The following is a 22,433-nucleotide window of genomic DNA, read 5'->3' as shown; positions in this document are numbered from 1 at the left end:
CAGAGCGACCACGTCACATCTCTTTAGAACACCGAACACGCATCCATGCGCCTCGGGCACATCGGCCACATTGCTGTGGTGCTTGATCGTGCATTGATACCAAAGGAATTTCCATGAGCCTCAAATGCGGCATCGTGGGCCTGCCCAACGTCGGCAAGTCCACCCTTTTCAACGCGCTGACCAAGGCCGGCATCGCCGCCGAGAACTATCCCTTCTGCACCATCGAGCCCAACACCGGTGTGGTGGAAGTGCCCGATCCGCGCCTGAACCAGCTGGCCGAGATCATCTCGCCCGAGCGCATCGTCCCCGCCATTGTGGAGTTCGTGGACATCGCCGGCCTGGTGGCTGGTGCCTCCAAGGGCGAAGGCCTGGGCAATCAGTTCCTGGCCCACATCCGCGAGACCGACGCCATCGTCAACGTGGTGCGCTGCTTTGAAGACCCCAACGTGATTCACGTGGCGAACAAGGTCGACCCGATTGCCGACATCGAAGTCATCCAGACCGAGCTGTGCCTGGCCGACCTGGCCACCGTGGAGAAGGCGCTGAACCGCTACTCCAAGGCTGCGCGTTCGGGCAATGACAAGGAAGCGGCCAAGCTGGTCTCGCTGCTGGAGCCGATTCAGGCCGCGCTGAACGAAGGCAAGCCCGCCCGCGTGGTGCCCGTGTCCAAGGAAGACGCGCCCCTGCTCAAGCCTTTCTGCCTGATCACCGCCAAGCCCGCCATGTTTGTGGGCAACGTGGCCGAAGATGGCTTTGAGAACAACCCGTTGCTGGACCAGCTCAAGGCCTATGCCGAAGCCCAAGGTGCACCGGTGGTGGCCATCTGCGCCAAGATCGAAGCGGAAATGTCCGAGATGGACGATGAAGACCGCGACATGTTCCTGCAAGAGCTGGGCCTGGAAGAGCCCGGCCTGAACCGCCTGATCCGTGCCGGCTTCAAGCTGCTGGGCCTGCAGACCTACTTCACCGCCGGGGTCAAGGAAGTGCGCGCCTGGACCGTGCGTGTGGGCGCCACCGCCCCCCAGGCGGCCGGCGTGATCCACGGCGACTTCGAGCGTGGCTTCATCCGCGCGCAGACCATCGCCTTCGAGGACTTTATTGCCTACAAGGGCGAGCAGGGTGCCAAGGATGCCGGCAAGATGCGCGCCGAAGGCAAGGAATACATCGTCAAGGACGGCGATGTGATGAACTTCCTGTTCAACGTCTAAATTGACCGAGGCCCCCGCCCACGCCTTGCATGCCGAGCTGGTGGCGGTGCTCGCGGCCGTCAGCCTGGGCCAGCCCCGGGTGCTGACCACGCGCTGCGGGCAGGCCTTGCCGGCCGGGCCTTTCCAGATGCTGCACCGCTCGCTGCAGGCGGGTCTGCGCAGCTGGGTCGAGACCCAGACCCAGCACAGCCTGGGCTATGTCGAGCAGCTCTACACCTTCGCTGACCGCGAACGCCCCGAGGCGGCCCATGTGCTGTCCATCAGCTACCTGGGTCTGACCTGCGAGCCCGAACAGGCGCCGCAGGGCGACACCAGCTGGCAGGACTGGTACAGCTATTTCCCCTGGGAAGACTGGCGCGATGGGGCCCCCGCGGTGCTGGCCCAGCACATCCTGCCGCCGCTGCAAGCCTGGGTCGATGAGGCATCCAATACGGCACTGCGGCAATCCCGGCAAGCGCGGGTAGCTATCAACTTTGGTGCCGATGGCCAGGCCTGGAACGAGGACCTGGTGCTGCAGCGTTACGAGCTGCTGTTTGAAGCCGGCCTGGTCGAGGAGGCCACGCGCCGCGGCATTGCTGCGCGTGCCAGCCTGCCGGGGCGAGCCATGCAGCACGACCACCGCCGCATCCTGGCCACGGGCATCGCGCGCCTGCGCGCCAAGATCAAATACCGCCCCGTGGTGTTCGAGCTGATGCCGCCCGAATTCACCTTGCTGCAACTGCAGCAGACCGTCGAGGCCCTGGCCGGCCGTGGCCTGCACAAGCAGAACTTCCGCCGCCTGATGGAGCAGCAGCACCTGGTGGAGGAAACCGGCGCCATGACGGCGGGGGCGGCAGGCCGCCCGGCCAAGCTGTTCCGCTTTCGCAGCGATGTGCTGCAGGAGCGGGCGATCACCGGCAGCAAGCTGCCGCTGGCGCGCGGCGCCTGAGCACTTCGGGGTGATGCTCTCTTTGCGAGAGCGAATGACGCAGGTTGGATCTGCGCAAAAACCCTAAAACGTCTGATTTTTTCGGGGGCTGCGGCGTGAGGGCGGTGTGGCCATCAGCCGGGCAGCGCCCACAGGATGGCGGCGGTCATGGTCAGGTAGCGCAGGAACTTGCCCACGGCCATATAGAACACACAGGGCCAGAACGGCAGGTGCAGCCAGCCCGCGACGGCGCACAGCGGGTCGCCCACCACGGGCAGCCAGCTCAGCAGGCAGGTCTTGGCGCCCCACTTGCGCAGCCAGATGCGGGCGCGCCGCTCATGGCGCGACAGGGTGCGCGCCGGCTTGGCGTCCGGGGTGTCCGGCAGCCCGGCGCGGCGGCGCTGGCGCGCGGCCTGCCAGGCCTGCTGGGCGCCCAGGCCCATCCACCAGCTGATGGCTCCGCCGATGGTGTTGCCGGCCGTGGCCGTGAAGATGGCGGGCCAGAACAGCTCCGGATTGAGTTGTAGCAATCCCACCACAGCGGGCTCGGACCCCATGGGCAGCAGGGTGGCGGACAGCAGCGCCACCACAAACAAGGTGCTCAGCCCGTACTGCGGCAGTGCCAGGGACTGCAAGATTTCCTGAAACCAGACTTCCATCGCCACAGTGTAGGTGCAGGCTGGCTGACAGGCAGCGGTGCCATGGCCTACGCTGTGGGCATGAACTTTTTTGCTTCCAAGTGTTTCTCGCGGCCCACGGCGGTGGGCGGCCTGCTGCTGGTGGCCTGCCTGGCCGCCGCCCAGGCGCGTGCGCCGGACGAGGCCGACGTGCAGACCGTGGAAACCGATTGCCAGGCGCTGCTGGCACAGGCCCAGGTGCGCCGGGCGCTGCAGCTGGTCCGGGTGCAGCTGCTGGCCCAGGGCCTGCAGCTGCGCACCAACGGCTGTCCCTTTGTGCGCACGGGCCTAGGGCAGATGCAGCAGGTGCTGGACGTGGCGGTGCGCGTGGTCGACAGCGATGTGGCCGGCGCCGTGGTGCGTGGGCCGCTGGCGGACGGCGAGGACGTCGACATGGGCGGCATCCAGCTGGGCGGCATGCCTGCTGTGGTGGAGGTGGGCGGGCTGCCGGCCGAGGAGGATGTCTCGCCCGACGTGCTGTTCAACCGTGCCTGGCTGGCTGCGGTGATGCGCGCGCGGGGCTTCCAGCCCCTGCCCGGGGCCTGGTGGGGCTTTCTGCCCGGGCGCCAGACACAGGGGTTGTAAAGCTGTCCCAGGGCAGGCTGTTACCTGTGCATGCGCTAGTGTCTTTGTAGCGCACCGCGGTGCTCATTTTTTGGGCAGATACAATATCGCCCTTTCCCCTCCTGCATTTCCCTCGGATCGCTTCCATGACTGTGCTGCGTATCGGTCAGTACACCCTGGCCAATAACCTGTTGGTCGCCCCCATGGCGGGGGTGACGGACCGGCCGTTTCGCCAGTTGTGCAAGGCCCTGGGGGCGGGCTATGCGGTCAGTGAGATGGTGACGTCGCGCAAGGACCTGTGGAACAGCCTCAAGACCAGCCGCCGTGCCAACCATGAGGGCGAGCCCGGGCCGATCGCGGTGCAGATCGCCGGCACCGACGCCGAGATGATGGCCGAGGCCGCGGTCTACAACATCGAGCGCGGCGCGCAGATCATCGACATCAACATGGGCTGCCCGGCCAAGAAGGTCTGCAACAAGTGGGCTGGCTCGGCGCTGATGCAGAACGAGCCCCTGGCCGTCGAAATCGCCCAGGCGGTGGTCGAGGCCGCGCGCCCCTTCGAGGTGCCGGTCACGCTGAAGATGCGCACCGGCTGGTGCGCGTCCCACAAGAACGCCGAAGTGCTGGCGCGCCAGTTCGAGGACGTGGGCATCCAGATGCTGACCGTCCACGGTCGCACGCGCGAGCAGGGCTACAAGGGCTTTGCCGAGTACGACACCATCGCCGCCGTCAAGCAGGCCGTGCGGGTGCCGGTGGTGGCCAATGGCGACATCACCAGCCCCGAGAAGGCGCGCGACGTGCTGGCCTACACCGGCGCGGATGCCGTGATGGTGGGCCGTGCGGCGCAGGGCCGTCCCTGGATCTTTCGCGAGATCGGCCACTTTCTGGCCACGGGCACGCACATGGCGCCGCCGCTGGTGGCCGAGGTGCGCCGCCTGCTGCTGGAGCACCTGCATGACCACTATCGCCTGTATGGCGAGCTGACCGGGGTGCGCAGCGCCCGCAAGCACATTGCGTGGTATGTGCGCCAGTTGCCGGGTGGGGAAGAACTTCGACAACACATCAACACCATCGACGACTGCCAGGTGCAGTGGCAGGCGGTGGCCGATTATTTCGATCGGCTGGGCCAGCAGATGGAGCGTCTGCCGCGCATGGCGCAGGCCGATGCAGAGCAAGCAATTGAGGAATTGGCTGCATGAGCACCCAAGCACAGAACAACCAGAGCATCGAGGAATGTGTACGCGCCAGCCTGGAGAGCTATTTCAGCGATCTGGGCGGAGAAATCCCCAGCAACATGTACGACATGGTGCTGCGGCTGGTCGAGAAACCCCTGCTGGACGTGGTCATGAGCCAGGCCGACCAGAACCAGTCGCGTGCGGCGCAATGGCTGGGCTTGAACCGCAACACCTTGCGCAAGAAGCTGCTCGAGCATGAGATGCTCTGAGGCGTTGGACATTCCTACTTTGATAGCTGTCAGCGCTTGCCAGATGGGCGCTGAGTCACGATTTCATCATTATTGAGTTGCACCATGAAAGCACTGCTCTCCGTCTCCGACAAGACCGGCATCGTTGAATTTGCACAAGCCCTGCACGCCTTGGGCGTGCAACTGCTGTCCACCGGCGGCACCGCCAAGCTGCTGGCCGACCAGGGTCTGCCCGTGACCGAGGTGGCCGAAGTCACCCAGTTCCCCGAAATGCTGGACGGCCGCGTCAAGACCCTGCACCCCAAGGTGCACGGCGGCCTGCTGGCCCGCCGCGCGCTGCCTGAGCACATGGCCGCCCTGAAGGAACACGGCATCGAGACCATCGACCTGCTGGTCGTGAACCTCTACCCCTTTGAAGCCACCGTGGCCAAGGCCGGCTGCACCCTGGCCGACGCCATCGAGAACATCGACATCGGCGGCCCCGCCATGGTGCGTTCCGCCGCCAAGAACTGGCAGGACGTGGGTGTGATCACCGCCGCCGACCAGTACGAGGCCGTGATCGCTGAACTCAAGGCCGCTGGCAAGCTGTCGGACAAGCTGCGTTTCGCCCTGTCCGTGGCTGCGTTCAACCGCATCAGCCAGTACGACGGTGCCATCAGCAACTACCTGTCCAGCGTGCAGTTCGAGGGCGAGAAGCTGGGTGAAGCCTACGTGCCCGAGCGCACCGCCTTCCCCGGCCAGAGCAACACCCAGTTCGTCAAGATCCAGGACCTGCGCTACGGTGAAAACAGCCACCAGCAAGCCGCTTGGTACCGTGACCTGTACCCCGCGCCCGGCTCGCTGGCCACCGGCGTGCAGCTGCAGGGCAAGGAACTTAGCTACAACAACATCGCCGACGCCGATGCGGCCTGGGAATGCGTCAAGAGCTTCGACGCCCCCGCCTGCGTGATCGTCAAGCACGCCAACCCCTGCGGTGTGGCCGTGGGCCAGGATGCGCACGAAGCCTATGCCAAGGCCTTCCAGACCGACCCCACCAGCGCCTTTGGCGGCATCATCGCCTTCAACCGCCCCGTGGACAAGGCTGCGGCCGAGGCCGTGTCCAAGCAGTTCGTCGAGGTGCTGATGGCCCCTGCGTTCAGCGCTGAAGCCCTGGAGATCTTCAAGTCCAAGGTCAATGTGCGCCTGATGCAGATCGCACTGCCCGCCGGCGGCGCCACCGACTGGGACAACGGCCGCAACGCCGTGGAATCCAAGCGCGTGGGCTCCGGCATCCTGCTGCAGTCGGCCGACAACCACGAGCTGGCGCTGGCCGACCTGAAGGTCGTGACCGTCAAGCAGCCCACCCCCGCAGAGCTGAACGACCTGCTGTTCGCCTGGAAGGTGGCCAAGTTCGTCAAGTCCAACGCCATCGTCTTCTGCAAGAACGGCATGACCATGGGCGTGGGCGCGGGCCAGATGTCGCGCCTGGATTCGGCGCGCATCGCCTCCATCAAGGCCGAAGCGGCCAAGCTGAGCCTGCAGAACACCGTGGTGGCGTCGGATGCCTTCTTCCCCTTCCGCGACGGTCTGGACGTGGTGGTGGACGCTGGCGCGACCTGCGTGGCCCAGCCCGGTGGCTCCATGCGCGACCAGGAAGTCATCGACGCCGCCAACGAGCGCGGCGTGGCCATGGTCTTCACCGGCGTGCGCCACTTCCGCCACTGATCGCACGGAACCGCGCCGCCTGGCGCGCGTGAGGCCGCGTGGCCATCCCCCGCCGTAGCACGGCGACGGTTTTTGGGATGGGCACTTCAGCACCCGCCGCCCCTCAGCGGCGGGCTGCGCGCACGGCACGGCCGGCCAAGCCCCTGCTGGAACCCAGCTTGGGCCAGGCATTGCACACTCGGCATGGTGGTTGCGGCCTCCGTGCCGTTTTTGTTTTAGGAAAAAGGAAGCGTATCCATGCAGGACTACGACGACGAGCCGGTACAGCGCCCCAAGTGGCTGGCCTGGGTCATCATCATTGGCATGATCCTGGTGGTGCTGGGGCTGCTGAATCTGGGCGTGCGGCTGTACATCGGCACGCCCTCGGACCAGGCCACGGCGGCCAAGACCGAGGCCGTGGCGCAGCAGCGGCCCGAGCTGGTGCAGGGCCAGCGCCTGGTGCAAGGCAGTGACTGCATGCGCTGCCACGGGGTGGACCGCAAGTTTGTGGGCCCCAGCCTGGCCGAGGTGGCGCAACGCTACCAGGGCCGCAGCGATGCCCCCGAGTACCTGGCCGGCAAGATCCGCGAGGGCAGTGTCGGCGTCTGGGGCCGCACCATCATGCCGCGCCACCCGCAGGTGACGCCGGAGCAGGCCGAGCTGATGGCGCAGTGGATCCTGGCCCTGCCCGCGCCCCAGCCCTAGGCGGGGTCCACGCAGGCCGGGGCCTGGGTGTTTGCGCCGGGCCGCACGCCCTGTCGGTGCGCGGTGGTGGGCAAACGGTGCACCGCAGCCTGGGGCCCCCGTGGCGGAGCGGGGCAGGGACTGGCGACCAGCCCCGCCCCGTCCCTCGTCAGCGAAGGTGCCGATCTTGATCCCAGTTGCCATGGGGTGTGATTTTTCGCGTACAGCGATATTTTCTTGCAGTCTGAAGTTGCATTTTTAAAGTGTGAAGCAGGTTTTTTGAGTGGTGGTGCGCGCTAACGTGCCTGCGCCCGGGCTGCAGCGGCCATTGCAAAAATCAAGCGCTCCACAGGGCGTAAGCGCAGGCTTTGTGCGTGGGGAAAGGGTAATCCCTAGGATTGTCGTTTTGAAACGATATGGCCGCCTGCGCCGTGCGCGGTGGTGGGCGGCCCAAAGGGTTTGCATGCAGTGGTTACGAACCAAGACCGTCGCACAGGCACTGGCCGATGCCGACGAACCAGGGCGCCAGCTCAAGCGCACGCTGGGCACTTTTGACCTGATCATCCTGGGCATGGCGGTGGCCGTGGGTGCGGGCATCTTTTCGGTGGGCGCGCGCGCGGCCGGCACCTTCGCCGGGCCGGCGGTGATCTTCTCCTTCATCCTGGCGGCCTTCACCTGCGCGCTGGCCATCATGTGCTACGCGGAGTTCGCCTCCAACGTGCCGGTCACCGGCAGTGCCTACACCTACACCTACCTGACCCTGGGCGAGGGGCTGGCCTGGATCATTGGCTGGAACCTGCTGCTGGAGATGATTTCCGCCGCCGCCGTGATTGCCAAGTACTGGGGCATCTACCTGTCGGCGGTGTTCTCGACGGCCGGGGTGGACATCCCCCAGACCCTGCAGCTGGGCGCGCTGTCGCTGAACTGGGGGCCGTTCTTCATCGTCGCCGTGTTCACGGGCTTGCTGATTGCCGGCACCCAGGTGTCGGCGCGGGTCAACAACGTGTTCACGCTGGTCAAGATCGCCATCACCCTGTTTGTCATCGTGGTGGGCTTCACCTACATGAACCCCGACCACTTCACGCCCTTTGTGCCGCCGGCCCAGCCGCCGGTGGTGGCGCACGGGGTGACGGGCGACGCCTGGGGCCAGCCCATGCTGGCCTGGCTGTTTGGTGCCGCGCCCAGCCAGTACGGCTGGCTGGGGGTGGTGTCGGGCGCTGCGCTGGTGTTCTTCGCCTTCCTGGGCTTCGATGTGGTGGCCACCTCGGCCGAGGAGGTCAAGGACCCGCAGCGCACCTTGCCGCGCGGCATCCTGGGCGGGCTGGCACTGGTGACGGTGCTCTACATCCTGGTGACGTTGGCCCTGACCGGCATGGTGCCCTACACCGAGCTGGCCAAGGCCGAGAACCCCTCGCTGGCCACGGCCTTCATCGCCGTGGGCGCGGGCTGGGCGGCGCAGGTCATCTCGGTCGGCGTGCTGATCGGCATGACCACCGTGGTCATGGTGCTGCTGATGGGCAGCTCGCGCGTGCTGCTGGCGCTGTGCCGTGACGGCCTGCTGCCGCGCAGCTGGGGCGTGACCTCCAGCACCCGCAAGACGCCGGTGCGCCTGCAGCTGGCCGTGGGGGCGGTGGTGGCGGTGCTGGCCGGCTTCACCAAGGTGGAGCTGCTGGAAGAGATGATCAACATCGGCACGCTGTCGGCCTTCGTGCTGGTCAGCCTGGGCGTGCTGGTGCTGCGCCGCAAGAACCCGCAGGCGCGGGGCTACCGCGTACCCCTGGCGCCCGCGCTGCCCGTGCTGTCGGCGCTGCTGTGCGTCTACCTGATGCTGAACCTGACCACGCTGACCTGGCTGCGCTTTGTGGGCTGGATGGCGCTGGGCGTGCTGATCTATGTGGGCTACGGCATGCGCCACTCGCGCCTGGCCCAGGCCTAGGGCTGCGCCCGCCAGCGGGGCGGTGATGCCGGACGGGCCCTCGCGTACGGCCCGCCCTGGCGCAGGGCGCCGCGCATGCCCCCTGCCTGCCGCAGCGTGCGGGCGTAGCGGAGGTGCTTTCTAAAAGTGAGCGCTTGGCGCTAGATAGATCAAAGTTTCTGCGAGAAAAGCATTTGAAAGCGTTGTTTATCAAGCGCTGATAGCTATGCTTTTGAAAACCCCACCTCGCCAGACGCTGGGTTTTTGGTGGGCCCTGTTTGCCTTACAGTGGCCGCCAAGGAGCGCTTTGCATGATTCCCTCTGGACCCGGCCCCGACGGCCACTCGCGTTGCAGCTGGTGCCTGGCCACCGACCGCTACATCCACTACCACGACCATGAATGGGGCTTTCCCGTGGCGGACGACCGCCGGCTGTTCGAGAAGATCAGCCTGGAAGCCTTCCAGTCCGGCCTGAGCTGGTACACCATCCTGCAAAAGCGCGACCATTTCCGCGCCGCGTTTGCGCAGTTCGACTTTCACCAGGTGGCCCGCTTCACGGACACCGATGTGCAGCGCCTGCTGCAGGATGCCGGCATCGTGCGCCACCGCGGCAAGATCGAAGCCGTGATCCACAACGCCGCCCGCGCCGTGGAGATGGTGGCGCAGGAGGGCTCGCTGGCCGCCTTCTTCTGGCGCTTCGCACCCGCCACGCCCGGCGAGGGGACGGCGCTGCTGGCGCAGACGGCCGAATCCCAGGCCCTGGCCAAGGCCCTGAAGCAGCGCGGCTGGAAGTTCGTCGGCCCCACCACGGTCTACGCCTTCATGCAGTCCATGGGCATGGTCAACGACCACGCCCCCGATTGCGTGACGCGCGCGGCGGTCGATCAGGTGAAAAAGGATTTTCAGCCACCGCGCTAAAAACAACGCCCCGCGACGCGGCAGCGTGCGGGGCGGGCGCCAGGGCGTGAAAAAACGCTTACAGCGTCTGGAACACCGCGCGGGCGGCCTCCACTGTGCGTTCGATGTCGGCCTCGGTGTGGGCGCTGCTCACAAAGCCGGCCTCGTAGAGCGCCGGGGCGAAGTAGTGACCGCGCGCCAGCATGCCGTGGTAGAACTTGTTGAACAGCGCACCGTCGGTCTTCATCACCGCGTGGTAGGTGCTGGGCAGCTCGGGCAGCAGGTAGAAGCCGAACAGGCCGCCCTGCCAGTCGATGCTGAAGGGAATGCCGGCGGCGTCCGCCTCGGCCTTCAGGCCCTGCATCAGGTGGCCGGTCTTGAGGTGCAGTTCGGCATGGAAGCCGGGCTGGCTGATCAGCTCCAGCGTCTTCAGGCCGCAGGCCGTGGCAATCGGGTTGCCCGACAGCGTGCCGGCCTGGTAGACCGGGCCCAGGGGCGAGAGCTTTTGCATGATCTCGCGCCGCCCGCCGAAGGCCGCCATGGGCATGCCACCGCCAATCACCTTGCCCAGCACGGTCAGGTCGGGCACAAAGCCCTCGATGTGCTGGGCGTAGAGGCTTTGCGCGCAGCCCAGGGCGACGCGGAAGCCCGTCATCACCTCGTCGTAGATCATCAGCGCGCCGTGTTCCTGCGTCAGCTCGCGGATGCGGCGGGTGAACTCGACCGAGGCGCGCACGAAGTTCATGTTGCCGGCGATCGGCTCCAGGATCACGCAGGCCACCTCGTTGCCGATCTTGGCGAAGGCTTCCTCCAGCTGGGCCACATCGTTGTACTCCAGCACGATGGTGTCCTTGACCACATCGGCCGGCACACCGGCCGACGACGACGCACCGAACGTGGCCAGGCCCGAGCCGGCTTTGACCAGCAGGGAGTCGGCGTGGCCGTGGTAGCAGCCGTTGAACTTGATGATCTTGTTGCGGCCGGTGTAGCCGCGCGCCAGGCGCAGGGCGCTCATGCCGGCTTCGGTGCCGGAAGACACCATGCGCAGCATCTCCATGGACGGCACCAGCTCGCGGATCTTCTCGGCCAGCACCACTTCGCGCTCGGTCGGCGCGCCGAAGCTGAAGCCTTCCAGCACGGCCGCCTGCACGGTGGCGACCACCTCGGGGTGGCCGTGGCCCAGGATCATCGGACCCCAACTGCCGATGTAGTCGACGAACTGCTGGTCGTTGGTGTCCCAGAAGTAGGCGCCTTGCGCGCGCTGCACAAAGCGCGGCGTGCCGCCCACGGCATTGAAGGCACGCACCGGGGAGTTCACGCCACCAGGGATGATGGTCTTGGCGCGCTCGAACAGGGGAAGATTCAGATCAGTGTTTGGTGTCATGGGGATGCATCTCGAAGCCTTCCAGCGGCGGCGGTTCGTCGTCCGCGGGCGGGGCGTCAGTCGGGGGTTGCGCGCTATCTTCGTCGCTTTCGGCGGCTTCGGCAGCTTCATCGGGCTGCGCCCAAAACATACGGTCGGGTATCAGTTGACCCATGCCTGGGCGAAAGCCACTGCCCAGGCTGTGGTCCAGGTATTCCAGCGCGTCCTGCGCGGCCGCGCCCAGGTCGTTGCCCGCGGCCAGCAGCGCCGTCAGCGCCGCCGACAGCGTGTCGCCCGCGCCGTGGAAGCTGCCGTCGAACATCTCGAACTTGCTGCTGCCAATCACGGTCTCGGTCGAGGCCAGCACGTTGTCGATGTACTGGTCGGGCAGGGGGATGCCGGTGACCAGCACGAAGGGCACGTCCAGGGCATCGGCGGCCTTGGCGATGTCGCGGGCGCTGGGCGGACGGCTTTGCGACCAGTCCGGCAGCAGCCAGCGGCTGAGCGTGCCGTGGTTGCCAACCAACACCGAGGTTTGAGGCATGACAAGAGCCTGAAAGGCATCCAGGTACTCTTCCAGGCCATCGCCCTGCCACCAGGACAGGTCGGGCATGTAGCTGACGATGGGAATGTCCGGGTAGTCGCTGGCCAGCTCGGCAATCGCCGCCAGGTTGGCGGGGCTGCCGGCAAAGCCGACCTTGATGGCCCGCACGGGAATGTCTTCCAGCACGGCGCGCGCCTGGTCGGTGACGGTTTCGTCGTCGATGGCAGAGTGCGAGAACACGTGGCTGGTATCGCGCACGACGACGCCCGTCACCACGGCCACCGGATGGCCACCCACTGAGGCGATGGTGGTGATGTCGGCCGTCAGACCGCCGGCACCGCTGGGGTCGCAGGCGTTGAAACTCATCACGCACATCGGCTGTGCCAGGGCGGCTTCGGAATCTTCGGGGGTGTTAGGTGCAGTTGGAACTGCGGGGGGCTGAAAGGCCATGCGTTGTCCCAATGGCCGCCTGTCTGTCAAGAGGGGGCGGCAGGCGGCTATATACAATCGTTGCATTCTATTGGATGCGACTTTAAGCTGTGGCCGACCCTAAAACTTGGATGTGTTTGATTTGCGGATGGATGTACGACGAGTCGGTGGGCGACCCCGAACATGGCATTCCGGCCGGAACGCGCTGGGAAGATGTTCCCGATGACTGGACCTGCCCCGAATGCGCGGTGGGCAAATCAGACTTTGAGATGGTCGAAATTTGAGAGGCAGGCAGGGAATGTGTGGCCCTGCTGGGGAGTTCCACTAACTCAAGGGGTGCCAATTGAGTGCAGCAAACGCATCGTTCAAGGTGCTGGTTGTCGATGACAGCAATACGATCCGCCGCAGTGCCGAGATCTTCCTCAAGCAAGGGGGGCACGAGGTGCTCCTGGCCGAGGATGGCTTCGACGCGCTGGCCAAGGTCAACGACTTTCAGCCGCAGCTGATTTTTTGCGACATCCTGATGCCCAAGCTGGATGGCTACCAGACCTGCGCCATCATCAAGCGCAACCCCCATTTTTCGGACACGCCGATCGTGATGCTGTCTTCCAAGGACGGTGTCTTCGACAAGGCCCGCGGCAGGATGGTGGGGTGCCAGGAATACCTCACCAAGCCGTTCTCCAAGGATCAGTTGCTGCAGGCTGTGCAACAGTTCGGACGTACCGCCTGACTCGGCCCCCTGAAAAATACAACGAGAGGAGAGGCATATGCCTATCGAGAAGGTGTTGGTCGTGGATGACTCCAAGACGGAGCTTATGTTCTTGACAGACCTGCTGCAAAAGCAGGGCTATAGCGTGCGCACGGCGGAGAATGCGCAGGAGGCGATCCAGCGGCTGGGCGAGGAAAAGCCCGACCTGATCCTGATGGACGTGGTCATGCCCGGGCAAAACGGTTTCCAGCTCACGCGCTCGATCGCCCGCGACACCAAGTACGCCGATGTGCCCATCATCATGTGCACCAGCAAGAACCAGGAGACCGACAAGGTCTGGGGCTTGCGCCAGGGCGCGCGTGACTACATCACCAAGCCCGTGAACCCTGCGGAACTGCAGGCCAAGATTGCAGCCCTGAACAACGCGTGAGGCGGTGACCTATGGCCAACCGACAAGCGCTGCGCGATCTTCAAACGCGTCTGGCTGAGCGCTTGCAGGCGGCGCGCAGCAACACGTCCCGCAGCGCCCGCTGGCTCGCCATCCAGGCCGGTGGACGCAATTACTTGCTGCCGCTGGAGCAGGCCGGGGAGATCTTCTCCTGGTCGGGCGTGCTGCGCGTGCCATACACCCTGCCCTGGTTCTGGGGGGTGGCCAATCTGCGTGGCACCCTGGCCGGGGTGGTCGATCTGTGTGCCTTTCTGGGGCACCCGGTGGAACGCACCGAGCAGTCCCTGCACGAAGTCAGCCTGCTGGCGGTCAATCCCACCCTGCAGGTGAATGCCGCCCTGGTGGTGGACCGCTTGATGGGCCTGCGGGGCGTGGAGGACTTTATTTCCGAGGGTGTTGAGGTGCCGCAGGGCGCAGGCCCCTTGGCTGCGGGTATGGTGAGTGCCAGCTATGCCGACAGCGCTGGGGCCGTGTGGCAGGTACTGCAGTTGCACCACCTGGTCCAGACCCCGGAATTCTTGAGCATACGCATCTGATCCATTGATTCTTCGAGGACGAGCATGTCTTTTATCCAGCAGGTCGGGAGTATTTTTCGTCGCAGGTCCGGCGAAAAGAATGAGGCGGTGGCAGCGGCAGCGACGGAGGATTCCAGCCAGCACACGCTGACGGCAGATACCCTGCAGAGTGTCCAGGACACGGACCTGATGGATGACTTGACGCTGGAGCAGAGCAGCATCGAGCTGCCCTTGCTGGGCCCTGCACCTGCCGCCACGCACCAGCGCCGCCTGCTGACCATGCTGGCGCTCGGGGTGTTGCTGCTGGCCCTGGTGGCCGGCTGGGTGCTGCAGCAGGCCGACCGCTCCGCCAAGCAGCTGGCCGCCACGGGGCAGTCCCTGATGCAGTCGCAGCGTTTGGCCAAATCGGTGACGCAGGCCTTGCTGGGCAAGGAGAGCGCGTTTGTGGAGCTGCAAGACAGTGCCAGCGTGCTGGGGCGCAATGTGCGTGCCTTGACACAGGGCGATGCCGAACTGGGCGTGCAAAGCGTGGATACCGCGTTCGAGCAGGATCTGGGGTCCGTCAGCGCCTTGGCCCAGCGTGCGGAAAAGAATGCGCAGGCGGTGCTTGCGCAAAAAGCCGTGCTGATCCAAGCAGGGGATGCCCTGCGTTCGATCAACCGACAGTCCTCCACGCTGCTGGAGCTGGCGGAGGCGGTGGCCAACAGCAAGCTGCAGCTCGGCGCCTCGGCCACCGAGATTGCCGCATCCAGCCAGTTGCTGATGCTGACCCAGCGGATCGGCAAATCGGCCAACGAATTCCAGACGGTCGATGGCGTGAGCCCCGAGGCCGTGTTTTTGCTGGGGCGCGACTTGAACTCGTTCAAGGAGCTGGCCGAAGGGCTGTTGCAAGGCAACCCGGAGCTGCGCCTGTCGCCGGCGCGTGATGGGCAGGTGCGCGAACAGCTCAAGGCCATGCTGCAGGAGTATGAGCAGACACGGACCCAGGCGACCTCGATCCTGACCAATCTGCAAGGCCTGGTGGCTGCCCGCGAGGCGCAGAATTCCATCATTGGCGACAGCGAGCCGCTGCGCTCGCAGCTGGAAAACCTGCAGAACAAGCTGTCGGAGCAGGCGGGTATCTCCGCCGGCCAGATGGCCCTGCTGGTGCTGCTGGGTCTGTTTGTGCTGGTGTGCGGTGTGGGCATTTCCCGCGTGCAACTGCTGGACAGCCGCCAACGCCAGGAGCTGGCCGAGCAGCAGCAACGCGATGCACGGCGCCAGGAGCAGGAGGCCAAGCGCGTCAATGACGCCAACCAGGCCGCCATCTTGCGCTTGATGAACGAGCTGCAGAACGTGGCGGAAGGGGATCTGACGCAGGAAGCCACGGTGACCGAAGACATCACCGGTGCGATTGCCGACTCGGTGAACTACACGGTGGAAGAGCTGCGGCTGCTGGTGGGCAGCGTGCAGAACACGGCGACCCGCGTGGCCCAGACCACGGCCCAGGTGGACAGCACCTCGTCGGAGCTGCTGGCGACTTCGGCCGAGCAGCTGCGCGAGATTCGTGAAACCGGGCAGTCGATTCTGGACATGGCCTCCCGCATCACGACGGTGTCGGGCCAGGCCCAGGAGTCGGCCACGGTGGCGCGCCAGTCGCTGCTGGCGGCCGAGCAGGGGCAGCAGGCGGTGCAGAACACGATTGGCGGTATGAATGCCATCCGCGACCAGATTCAGGAAACCTCCAAGCGCATCAAACGCCTCGGTGAATCCTCGCAGGAGATCGGTGAAATCACCGAGCTGATCTCGGACATTACCGAGCAAACCAACGTGCTGGCCTTGAACGCCGCCATCCAGGCTGCGTCGGCAGGGGAGGCCGGGCGCGGCTTCTCTGTGGTGGCGGAAGAAGTGCAGCGCCTGGCGGAACGCTCCGCGGATGCGACACGGCAGATTTCGGTGCTGGTGAAAACGATTCAGACGGACACCCAGGATGCGGTGGCGGCGATGGAGCGGTCGACCCAGGGTGTGGTCGAAGGCGCGCGTCTGTCAGACTCTGCGGGCACGGCCTTGTCGGAGATTGACAGCGTGTCACGCCGTTTGGCCGAGCTGATCGAGCAGATTGCGCACACCACCCAGAGCGAGGCCGAGCTGGCCAACGATGTGGCTGGCAACATCCAGCACATTTTTGCGGTGACCGAGCAGACCGGCGAAAGTACGCGCACCACCGCCCAGCAGGTGCGTGACTTGGCGCACATGGCCGAAGAGCTGCGCCAGTCGGTGGCTCGATTCAAGATTGACTGACGTGCAGCGCGACGGATGAGGCGCGGCGCACAGGATTGCGGCTGGGAGAAGCCAAGGATGAACCATGTCACCAACTGAAGCCACCGCACCGATCGGGCATGTTTCCCAGAGCGACCGGGATCTCGGACCGCTGGCCTGGGTGCTTGACGAACTGCGCAAGTCGATGGACGCCGCCGTCAAGGCGACGCGTCGTTTTGTGCGCGAGGCCGAAGAGGCCCGCGATTCGGACCTGGCGGCGCTGGACAGCAGTCCCTTGCGCATGGCCAAGCAGCAGCTGCACCAGTCCAGCGGTGCCCTCGACATGGTGGGCATGCCCCAGGCCGCGCTGTTGCTGCGGGCCATGGAAACGGCGATGCAGCACTATGTGCAGCAACCCGCGGACTGCACCGAGGCCGTCGCCTTGACCCTGGAAAAGGCCAGCTTTGCCCTGCTGGAGTTCCTGGAGTCGGTGCTGGCTGGCAAGCCAGTGTCTGCCGTGGCGCTGTTCCCGCAGTACCGCGACGTGCAGGCCTTGTTTGGCAACCACACCAAGGTGCACCCGGCCGACCTGTGGCCGGTGGAACGCCGACTGCGTGACCCTGCGTTGCCCTACGAGGTGTCGCCGCTGGGCTATGGTCCCGAGCCCCGCAAGGTGCTGGATACGTCGGTCTTGCAGATCGTCAAGGGCAGTGAAGTGGCCCCCGCTGGCGAGCGCATGCGGGAAATCTGCCTGGGTTTTGCCCAGGCCCAGACCGATGTGCAGATGCGCATCTTCTGGAAGGTGGCCGCGGCGTTTTTCGATGCGATGGCGCACGGCTTGCTCAAGCCCGACATCTACACCAAACGCGTGGCCTCGCGGCTGTTGACGGTGAGTGCGGCCCTGGCCAAAAGCGATCCCGTCGCACCCGAGCGGCTGCTGCAGGACATGCTGTTCTTCTGTGCCCAGGCGGCGCAGGAAGGGCACCCCGGGCAGGCCGCGGCCGTGGTCTGGCGTGCGGTGCACGAGGCCTTCGATCTGCAGCGCCATGCGGTCGTTAATTACGAACAGCCGCGGTTTGGCCGTTTCGACCCCCACCTGCTGGCCCAGGCGCGCAAGCGGATTGCGACGGCCACCGAAGTCTGGTCGGCCCTGGCCGGGGGGGATGTCCAGAAATGCAAACCTGCCGTGGACCAATTCACCCTGGTCTGTGATTCCCTGGTCAAACTGCATCCGGGCAGCCTGCCCCTGGCCAGGGCCTTGATGCAGGTGGTGCACAGCGTGGCCACCCAGGCCCAGACACCGTCGCCCGAAGTGGCCATGGAGGTGGCCACGGCCGTGCTGTACCTGCAGGCGGCCTTCGCCTCGTTGGACCTGGCCGACGATGCGATGGCTTCGCATGCCGACACCTTGGCGGGCCGTCTGCTACAGGTGCTGGCCGGGCAACCGGCCCAGCCGCTGGAGCCCTGGATGGAACAGCTGTACCGCCAGGTCAGCGACCAGCAGACCATGGGCAGCGTGGTGGGCGAGTTGCGCGGCACCCTGGCCGATGCCGAAAAACTGCTGGACCAGTATTTCCGCAACCCTGCCGATACGGCGGTGCTGGCACCGGTGGCGGCGCATTTGTCGCAGATGCGTGGCGTGCTGTCGGTCCTGGGGCTGGACCAGGCCTCGCAGGCCATGGTGCGCATGCGCCAGAACGTGGAGCGCCTGCAGACCGAGCAGGTGCCGGAGGACGAACAGCACCGCCTGTTCGACAAAATGGGCAACAGCCTGGGTGCCTTGGGCTTTCTGATTGACATGCTCAGCTACCAGCGCAACCTGGCGCGCAAGCTCTACGAGTTCGATGAGCAAGAGGGCGAGCTGAAGCTGCTGATGGGGCGCGTGCGCCACCGTGCCAGCGATGGCGAGGGTCCGGCATCCCGGGAGGCCATGCAGGCCCGCGAGCCACAGAGTCCCCCGCCTGTGGAGCTGGTCGCGCCGGAGGTCCCAGTCACTCCTGAGGCGGTGCCTGCCGCCGCCACAGAGGCTGTGCCACAGCCATCCGCAGACCGTGCGCTGGCGTCCAAGGCTGCAATCACGCCGCCTGTGGCGGACACCCAGGCCGCGGCTACCCCCGCACCTGCACCCGCGTTGCAGGTGGAGCCGGAAGATACGGACGGCGAACTGCTGGGCATCTTCCTGGAAGAGGCCCGGGAGGTGGTGGCCAATGGCCGTGCGGCCTTGCAGGCCCTGACCGAGGAGCCTGCCAACCTGAGCGAGCAAACCGTGCTGCGCCGGGCTTTCCATACGCTCAAGGGCAGCTCGCGCATGGTGGGGCTCGACGATTTCGGGCAGGCTGGATGGGCCATGGAGCAGATGCTCAACGCCTGGCTGGCCGAGCAGAAGGCCATGCCCGAGCCCATGCGGCAACTGTCGGCGCAGGCGCTGGATGCGTTCGAGGCCTGGGTCGGTGCGATCGAAGCCCAGTCGGGCCAGCACTGGCAGTCCGCACCGTTTCGCGCCAGCGCGGATGCCATGCGCCTGGACGCCCGTTTCATTCCGCTGGACAGGCAGGCGGTGCAGGGCGCGGCAGCCAACGATGTGGCCCCTCCGGTGGCCGAGGTCGATGCTGCACAGTGGTCGGCAGCGCAGGCCTTGGACCTCGAGGACCTGACGGCCAGTGCGCCAGCGTTGATCGAGGGTGCCGAGGCGGCGCCACCGGCTGCGTTCGACAGCCTGGACGTGGCGGCACTGTCGGCCGACGTGCCCGTGACGGCGGAAGCTGCTGCGCCGCTGGCACCGGAGGCGGTGACCGAGGCATGGGCGGAGGCAGCAGCCGCAGCACAGCCCGCACTGGAGGAGCCCGAAGCCCGCGCGATGGAGGTGCCGCAGGCCGAGGAAATCAGTTTTGACGAGTTCGATGCGCTGTTGCACGAGGCGGGCGATGGCATCTCCGCGCCCATCTTGCCGGTTGCACCATCGCGCGAAGAGGTGGTGGAGCGGCCCGGGCCTTCCGAGGTCGCGGAGCCTGTGGAGGCGACCGCCGAAGCCTGGATGCTGGAGGAGGTGGCCGCCACTGCTGAGCCCGGGCCCGAGCCCGAGCCCGAGCTCACCTTGTCCGGGGTGGACGAGGTGCCCGCCGCTCCAGCGGACATCTCTGCAGCCGATGCAGCGCCATCGGAGCCGCCTGCCGCGCAGGTCAAGCAGATCGGGGATCTGTCGGTGCCCCTGCCCCTGTTCAATGTGTATCTGAGCGAGGCCGAGGGCTGGTCCTACCGTTTGCTGGATGCACTGACTGCCTGGCAGGAGAACCTGGAGGAAGCACAGCCCGATTCCGTGATCGCGTGGGCCCACTCGCTGGCTGGCAGCTCGGCCACCGTCGGCTTCCAGGCACTGTCGGGTCTGGCACGCAAACTGGAAGCCGCGCTGCAGCACGTGGAGCCCCAGGCCTGCGGTGTGGCCGAGCAGGTCCAGGTGTTTGTGCAGGCGGCGGAGGAAATTCGTGGTTTGCTGCACCAGTTTGCGGCCGGCTTCCTGCGCACGGCTTCGGCCGATGTGCAGCAGCGTTTGCAGGAGGTGCTGCAAGCCAATCTGGAACTGGCGCCCGCACCGGTCGCGGCGCAAGCACCGGCCGAGGTGGACGAACCCCTGCCGCAGGCTGCCGCCGTGGCACAGGAGCGCAGTGCGCCGCTGCTGCCGCCATCCGATGCCGCGATGCCCCAGGCTGTGGTGGACGGCGACGATGACATCGATGCGTTCGATGTCATCGATCCGGACCTGTTCCCGATCTTTGAAGAGGAAGCGGTGGAACTGCTGCCCGTGTTGGGCGCCGCGATGCGGGAGTGGGCGGGGCATCCGACGCGGCTTGAAGCCCGCAGCACCTTGCTGCGCGCCTTGCACACCCTCAAGGGCAGCGCCCGGCTGGCCGGTGCCTTGCGCCTGGGCGAAATGGCCCACCGCCTGGAGTCGGCGCTGGAGGCGCTGGATGTCGACACGGTCACCACCGAGCAGATCGAGCCGCTGTTCGGGCGCCTGGACAGCATGGAAGCCAGCTTCGGCCTGTTGCGCGCGGTGGGCGAGCAAGCCCCCGAAACCCCGGTCCGCATCGAACCGGTGGCCAGCAGCCTGGAGGGGGCATTGCCCGACGATGCTGTGCCACCAGCCACGGCGGCGCAGCTCCAGGTGGCGAATGTGGTGGATGCCGCCCCCGCACCGGCGGCCGTGGCACAGCCTGTGGCCGTACCCCCCGAAGCGCCGCCGCCAGCGCTGGCCGGTGGCGTGCGCCAGGGCGTGCAGCAGACCGTGCGCGTGCGCGCGCAGCTGCTGGACCGCCTGATCAACGAGGCTGGCGAGGTGATGATTGCCCGCTCGCGCCTGGATGAGCGGGTGGGCAGCATCAAGCATTCGCTCAACGACCTGACCCACAACCTCGAGCGTCTGCGCCACCAGCTGCGCGACATCGAGGTGCAGGCCGAATCCCAGATGCAGTCGCGCATGCAGCTGTCCAAGGAGGCGGGCGCGGACTTCGATCCGCTGGAATTCGACCGCTTCACCCGGGTGCAGGAGCTGACCCGCATGATGGCCGAGTCGGTCAACGACGTGGCCACGGTGCAACGCAACCTGCTGCGCGATGTGGCGGGGGCGGAAGACGATCTGGTGGCCCAGGGCCGCCAGGCGCGCGAGCTGCAGCGCGACCTGCTGCGCACGCGCATGGTGGAGTTCGATGCGATCTCGGAACGTCTGTACGCCGTGGTGCGCTTGACGGCCAAGGAAACCGGCAAGCAGGTGAAGCTGGGCCTGTCCGGCGGCACCATCGAGATGGACCGCGGCGTGCTGGAACGCATGGTGCCCGCCTTCGAGCACCTGCTGCGCAACTGCGTGGACCACGGCATCGAGACCCCCGAGGAGCGCGTGGCCGCGGGCAAGCCGGCCACGGGCAGCATCCAGGTGCATGTGCAGCAGGAAGGCAACGACGTGGCCGTCCGCGTCAGCGACGACGGCGCCGGCCTGAACGTGGCGCGCATCCGCGACAAGGCGCTGGAGCGTGGCCTGATCACGGCCGAGGAAATGGTGGATGCCGCCCGCGCGGCGCAACTGGTGTTCATGCCGGGCTTCACCACGGCCGAGCAGCTGACCGGCGTGTCCGGCCGCGGCATCGGCATGGACGTGGTGCGCTCGGAGGTCCAGGCCCTGGGGGGGCGCATCGAGACCGTGACCCAGGACGGGCAGGGTTCGTCCTTCCGCCTGGTGCTGCCGCTGACCACGGCCGTGACGCAGGTGGTGATGCTGCGCGCGGGCGAGTTCTCGGTGGGGGTGCCCGCCAGCCTGGTCGAGGTGGTGCGCCGCGTCAGCCTGGCGGACCTGGAGGCGGCCTACCGCACCGGCGAGCTGGTCGATGGCGAGGACCGCGTGCCCTTCTTCTGGGCCGGCGCGGTGTGGAGCCAGTCGCCGCGCAGCCTGGAAGTTGGCGCCGGCAAGACGCGCCCGGTGGTCATCTGCCGCAGCGCCTCGCAGCGCATTGCGCTGCACGTGGACGAAGTGCTGGGCCACCAGGAAGTGGTGGTCAAGCACCTGGGGGCGCAGATGTCGCGCCTGCCGGGGCTGACCGGCATGTCGGTGCTGGCCTCCGGGGCGGTGGTGCTGATCTACAACCCGGTGGCGCTGACGGCCGTGTATGGCACGCAGATTCGCCAGCTGGGTGCGGGCTTGCCGGCTTTGCTGGACGCGCAGGCGGCCCAGCAGCTGCAGCACGCGATGGCACCGCAGGTGCCGCTGTCCGGGATGCAGGCCGCCAGCCAGGTGCCCCTGGTGATGGTGGTGGACGATTCCATCACCGTGCGCCGCGTCTCGCAGCGCCTGCTGCAGCGCGAGGGCTACCGCGTGGTCACGGCGGCCGATGGCCTGCAGGCGCTGGAGCAGCTGCAGGAGGAGCTACCCTGTGTGGTGCTGTCGGACATCGAGATGCCGCGCATGGACGGGTTCGACCTGCTGCGCAACATCCGCGCGCAGGCGCGGCTGCAGCACCTGCCCATCATCATGATCACCTCGCGCATGGCGCAAAAGCACCGCGATCTGGCCATGGAGCTGGGGGCCAACCACTACCTGGGCAAGCCGTATTCGGACGAGGAACTGATGGGCCTGGTGCACCACTATGCCGTCGGCAAGCCGCTGCCGTTGGCGGCGGAATCCGCCGGTGCCGAGGCGGTCGATGGCTGACGCGCGTGTGCTTCGATAAAAAGAGCTGCAGGCG

Annotated in this window: 18 protein-coding genes; 15 read left to right on the top strand and 3 right to left on the bottom strand. The window is 66.5% G+C overall.

All coding sequences use genetic code 11. The annotated features are described in order from the left end of the window. The first annotated feature begins 113 nt into the window (after positions 1 to 113). Together ychF and KAQ61_RS13130 are read left to right on the top strand one after the other, a co-directional pair. Positions 114 to 1,208 (top strand): redox-regulated ATPase YchF, encoded by a 1,095-nt coding sequence (gene ychF, locus KAQ61_RS13135; protein ID WP_042415225.1) that lies wholly within the window; start codon positions 114 to 116, stop codon positions 1,206 to 1,208. Between the two features lies 1 nt (position 1,209). After that, the gene (locus KAQ61_RS13130; RefSeq protein WP_043380827.1) at positions 1,210 to 2,136 is read left to right on the top strand and encodes an NUDIX hydrolase; all 927 of its coding nucleotides are present in this window, start codon (positions 1,210 to 1,212) and stop codon (positions 2,134 to 2,136) included. Between the two features lie 113 nt (positions 2,137 to 2,249). Here the strand turns inward: KAQ61_RS13130 and KAQ61_RS13125 are convergent, their stop codons facing one another. After that, positions 2,250 to 2,774, bottom strand: coding sequence for a YqaA family protein (locus KAQ61_RS13125; RefSeq protein ID WP_210929458.1), 525 nt, complete (start codon positions 2,772 to 2,774; stop codon positions 2,250 to 2,252). Between the two features lie 60 nt (positions 2,775 to 2,834). On the opposite strand from KAQ61_RS13125, the gene KAQ61_RS13120 reads away from it, so the two are divergent. The 7 genes from KAQ61_RS13120 (at position 2,835) to KAQ61_RS13090 (ending at position 9,978) form a co-directional block, all read left to right on the top strand. Beyond that, on the top strand, positions 2,835 to 3,377 hold the full coding sequence (locus tag KAQ61_RS13120) for a M15 family metallopeptidase domain-containing protein (RefSeq protein WP_210929457.1): 543 nt from the start codon (positions 2,835 to 2,837) through the stop codon (positions 3,375 to 3,377). Between the two features lie 125 nt (positions 3,378 to 3,502). Continuing rightward, positions 3,503 to 4,555, top strand: coding sequence for a tRNA dihydrouridine synthase DusB (gene dusB / locus KAQ61_RS13115; RefSeq protein ID WP_210929456.1), 1,053 nt, complete (start codon positions 3,503 to 3,505; stop codon positions 4,553 to 4,555). Beyond that, positions 4,552 to 4,800 (top strand): helix-turn-helix domain-containing protein, encoded by a 249-nt coding sequence (locus tag KAQ61_RS13110; RefSeq protein ID WP_042415216.1) that lies wholly within the window; start codon positions 4,552 to 4,554, stop codon positions 4,798 to 4,800. Before dusB ends, KAQ61_RS13110 begins: the two co-directional genes overlap by 4 nt. A gap of 84 nt (positions 4,801 to 4,884) precedes the next feature. Then, complete coding sequence (gene purH, locus KAQ61_RS13105) at positions 4,885 to 6,483, top strand: bifunctional phosphoribosylaminoimidazolecarboxamide formyltransferase/IMP cyclohydrolase (RefSeq protein ID WP_210929455.1); 1,599 nt, start codon at positions 4,885 to 4,887, stop codon at positions 6,481 to 6,483. A 237-nt stretch (positions 6,484 to 6,720) separates the two neighbouring features. Beyond that, positions 6,721 to 7,167, top strand: a complete 447-nt coding sequence (locus tag KAQ61_RS13100; protein ID WP_042415210.1) for a c-type cytochrome — start codon at positions 6,721 to 6,723, stop codon at positions 7,165 to 7,167. A gap of 442 nt (positions 7,168 to 7,609) precedes the next feature. Beyond that, positions 7,610 to 9,082 (top strand): amino acid permease, encoded by a 1,473-nt coding sequence (locus tag KAQ61_RS13095; RefSeq protein WP_043380849.1) that lies wholly within the window; start codon positions 7,610 to 7,612, stop codon positions 9,080 to 9,082. A gap of 290 nt (positions 9,083 to 9,372) precedes the next feature. Then, positions 9,373 to 9,978 carry a DNA-3-methyladenine glycosylase I gene (locus KAQ61_RS13090; RefSeq protein ID WP_210929454.1) on the top strand — a complete coding sequence of 202 codons (606 nt, stop codon included), beginning with the start codon at positions 9,373 to 9,375 and terminating at the stop codon, positions 9,976 to 9,978. A gap of 58 nt (positions 9,979 to 10,036) precedes the next feature. On the opposite strand, the gene hemL is transcribed toward KAQ61_RS13090, so the two are convergent. Together hemL and thiD are read right to left on the bottom strand one after the other, a co-directional pair. Then, on the bottom strand, positions 10,037 to 11,341 hold the full coding sequence (gene hemL, locus KAQ61_RS13085; protein WP_042415205.1) for a glutamate-1-semialdehyde 2,1-aminomutase: 1,305 nt from the start codon (positions 11,339 to 11,341) through the stop codon (positions 10,037 to 10,039). Next, complete coding sequence (gene thiD, locus KAQ61_RS13080; protein WP_210929453.1) at positions 11,325 to 12,314, bottom strand: bifunctional hydroxymethylpyrimidine kinase/phosphomethylpyrimidine kinase; 990 nt, start codon at positions 12,312 to 12,314, stop codon at positions 11,325 to 11,327. The genes hemL and thiD overlap by 17 nt, the downstream gene beginning before the upstream one ends. Positions 12,315 to 12,424: 110 nt before the next feature. On the opposite strand from thiD, the gene KAQ61_RS13075 reads away from it, so the two are divergent. The 6 genes from KAQ61_RS13075 (at position 12,425) to KAQ61_RS13050 (ending at position 22,399) form a co-directional block, all read left to right on the top strand. Next, on the top strand, positions 12,425 to 12,577 hold the full coding sequence (locus KAQ61_RS13075) for a rubredoxin (protein WP_042415201.1): 153 nt from the start codon (positions 12,425 to 12,427) through the stop codon (positions 12,575 to 12,577). A 59-nt stretch (positions 12,578 to 12,636) separates the two neighbouring features. After that, complete coding sequence (locus KAQ61_RS13070) at positions 12,637 to 13,023, top strand: response regulator (protein ID WP_210929452.1); 387 nt, start codon at positions 12,637 to 12,639, stop codon at positions 13,021 to 13,023. Positions 13,024 to 13,060: 37 nt separating this feature from the next. Further along, positions 13,061 to 13,432 (top strand): response regulator transcription factor, encoded by a 372-nt coding sequence (locus tag KAQ61_RS13065; RefSeq protein WP_042415197.1) that lies wholly within the window; start codon positions 13,061 to 13,063, stop codon positions 13,430 to 13,432. Between the two features lie 11 nt (positions 13,433 to 13,443). Beyond that, complete coding sequence (locus KAQ61_RS13060) at positions 13,444 to 13,986, top strand: chemotaxis protein CheW (RefSeq protein ID WP_210929451.1); 543 nt, start codon at positions 13,444 to 13,446, stop codon at positions 13,984 to 13,986. A gap of 24 nt (positions 13,987 to 14,010) precedes the next feature. After that, positions 14,011 to 16,245 carry a methyl-accepting chemotaxis protein gene (locus KAQ61_RS13055; protein WP_210929450.1) on the top strand — a complete coding sequence of 745 codons (2,235 nt, stop codon included), beginning with the start codon at positions 14,011 to 14,013 and terminating at the stop codon, positions 16,243 to 16,245. Between the two features lie 64 nt (positions 16,246 to 16,309). After that, positions 16,310 to 22,399, top strand: coding sequence for an Hpt domain-containing protein (locus KAQ61_RS13050; RefSeq protein ID WP_210929449.1), 6,090 nt, complete (start codon positions 16,310 to 16,312; stop codon positions 22,397 to 22,399). Positions 22,400 to 22,433 lie beyond the last annotated feature (34 nt).

Source organism: Comamonas aquatica (assembly GCF_018064205.1).
GTDB lineage: Bacteria > Pseudomonadota > Gammaproteobacteria > Burkholderiales > Burkholderiaceae_C > Comamonas > Comamonas aquatica.
Note: the sequence above shows the minus strand (reverse complement) of the source record. Positions and strands in the feature narration are given on the sequence as shown.

Coding starts and splice junctions, on each gene's coding strand:
- dusB (WP_210929456.1), top strand. CDS start 3,503: ATGACTGTGCTGCGTATCGGTCAGTACACCCTGGCCAATAACCTGTTG.
- KAQ61_RS13100 (WP_042415210.1), top strand. CDS start 6,721: ATGCAGGACTACGACGACGAGCCGGTACAGCGCCCCAAGTGGCTGGCC.
- KAQ61_RS13125 (WP_210929458.1), bottom strand. CDS start 2,774: ATGGAAGTCTGGTTTCAGGAAATCTTGCAGTCCCTGGCACTGCCGCAG.
- KAQ61_RS13065 (WP_042415197.1), top strand. CDS start 13,061: ATGCCTATCGAGAAGGTGTTGGTCGTGGATGACTCCAAGACGGAGCTT.
- KAQ61_RS13120 (WP_210929457.1), top strand. CDS start 2,835: ATGAACTTTTTTGCTTCCAAGTGTTTCTCGCGGCCCACGGCGGTGGGC.
- purH (WP_210929455.1), top strand. CDS start 4,885: ATGAAAGCACTGCTCTCCGTCTCCGACAAGACCGGCATCGTTGAATTT.
- hemL (WP_042415205.1), bottom strand. CDS start 11,341: ATGACACCAAACACTGATCTGAATCTTCCCCTGTTCGAGCGCGCCAAG.
- KAQ61_RS13095 (WP_043380849.1), top strand. CDS start 7,610: ATGCAGTGGTTACGAACCAAGACCGTCGCACAGGCACTGGCCGATGCC.
- ychF (WP_042415225.1), top strand. CDS start 114: ATGAGCCTCAAATGCGGCATCGTGGGCCTGCCCAACGTCGGCAAGTCC.
- KAQ61_RS13050 (WP_210929449.1), top strand. CDS start 16,310: ATGTCACCAACTGAAGCCACCGCACCGATCGGGCATGTTTCCCAGAGC.
- KAQ61_RS13075 (WP_042415201.1), top strand. CDS start 12,425: ATGTGTTTGATTTGCGGATGGATGTACGACGAGTCGGTGGGCGACCCC.
- KAQ61_RS13090 (WP_210929454.1), top strand. CDS start 9,373: ATGATTCCCTCTGGACCCGGCCCCGACGGCCACTCGCGTTGCAGCTGG.
- KAQ61_RS13110 (WP_042415216.1), top strand. CDS start 4,552: ATGAGCACCCAAGCACAGAACAACCAGAGCATCGAGGAATGTGTACGC.
- thiD (WP_210929453.1), bottom strand. CDS start 12,314: ATGGCCTTTCAGCCCCCCGCAGTTCCAACTGCACCTAACACCCCCGAA.
- KAQ61_RS13060 (WP_210929451.1), top strand. CDS start 13,444: ATGGCCAACCGACAAGCGCTGCGCGATCTTCAAACGCGTCTGGCTGAG.
- KAQ61_RS13055 (WP_210929450.1), top strand. CDS start 14,011: ATGTCTTTTATCCAGCAGGTCGGGAGTATTTTTCGTCGCAGGTCCGGC.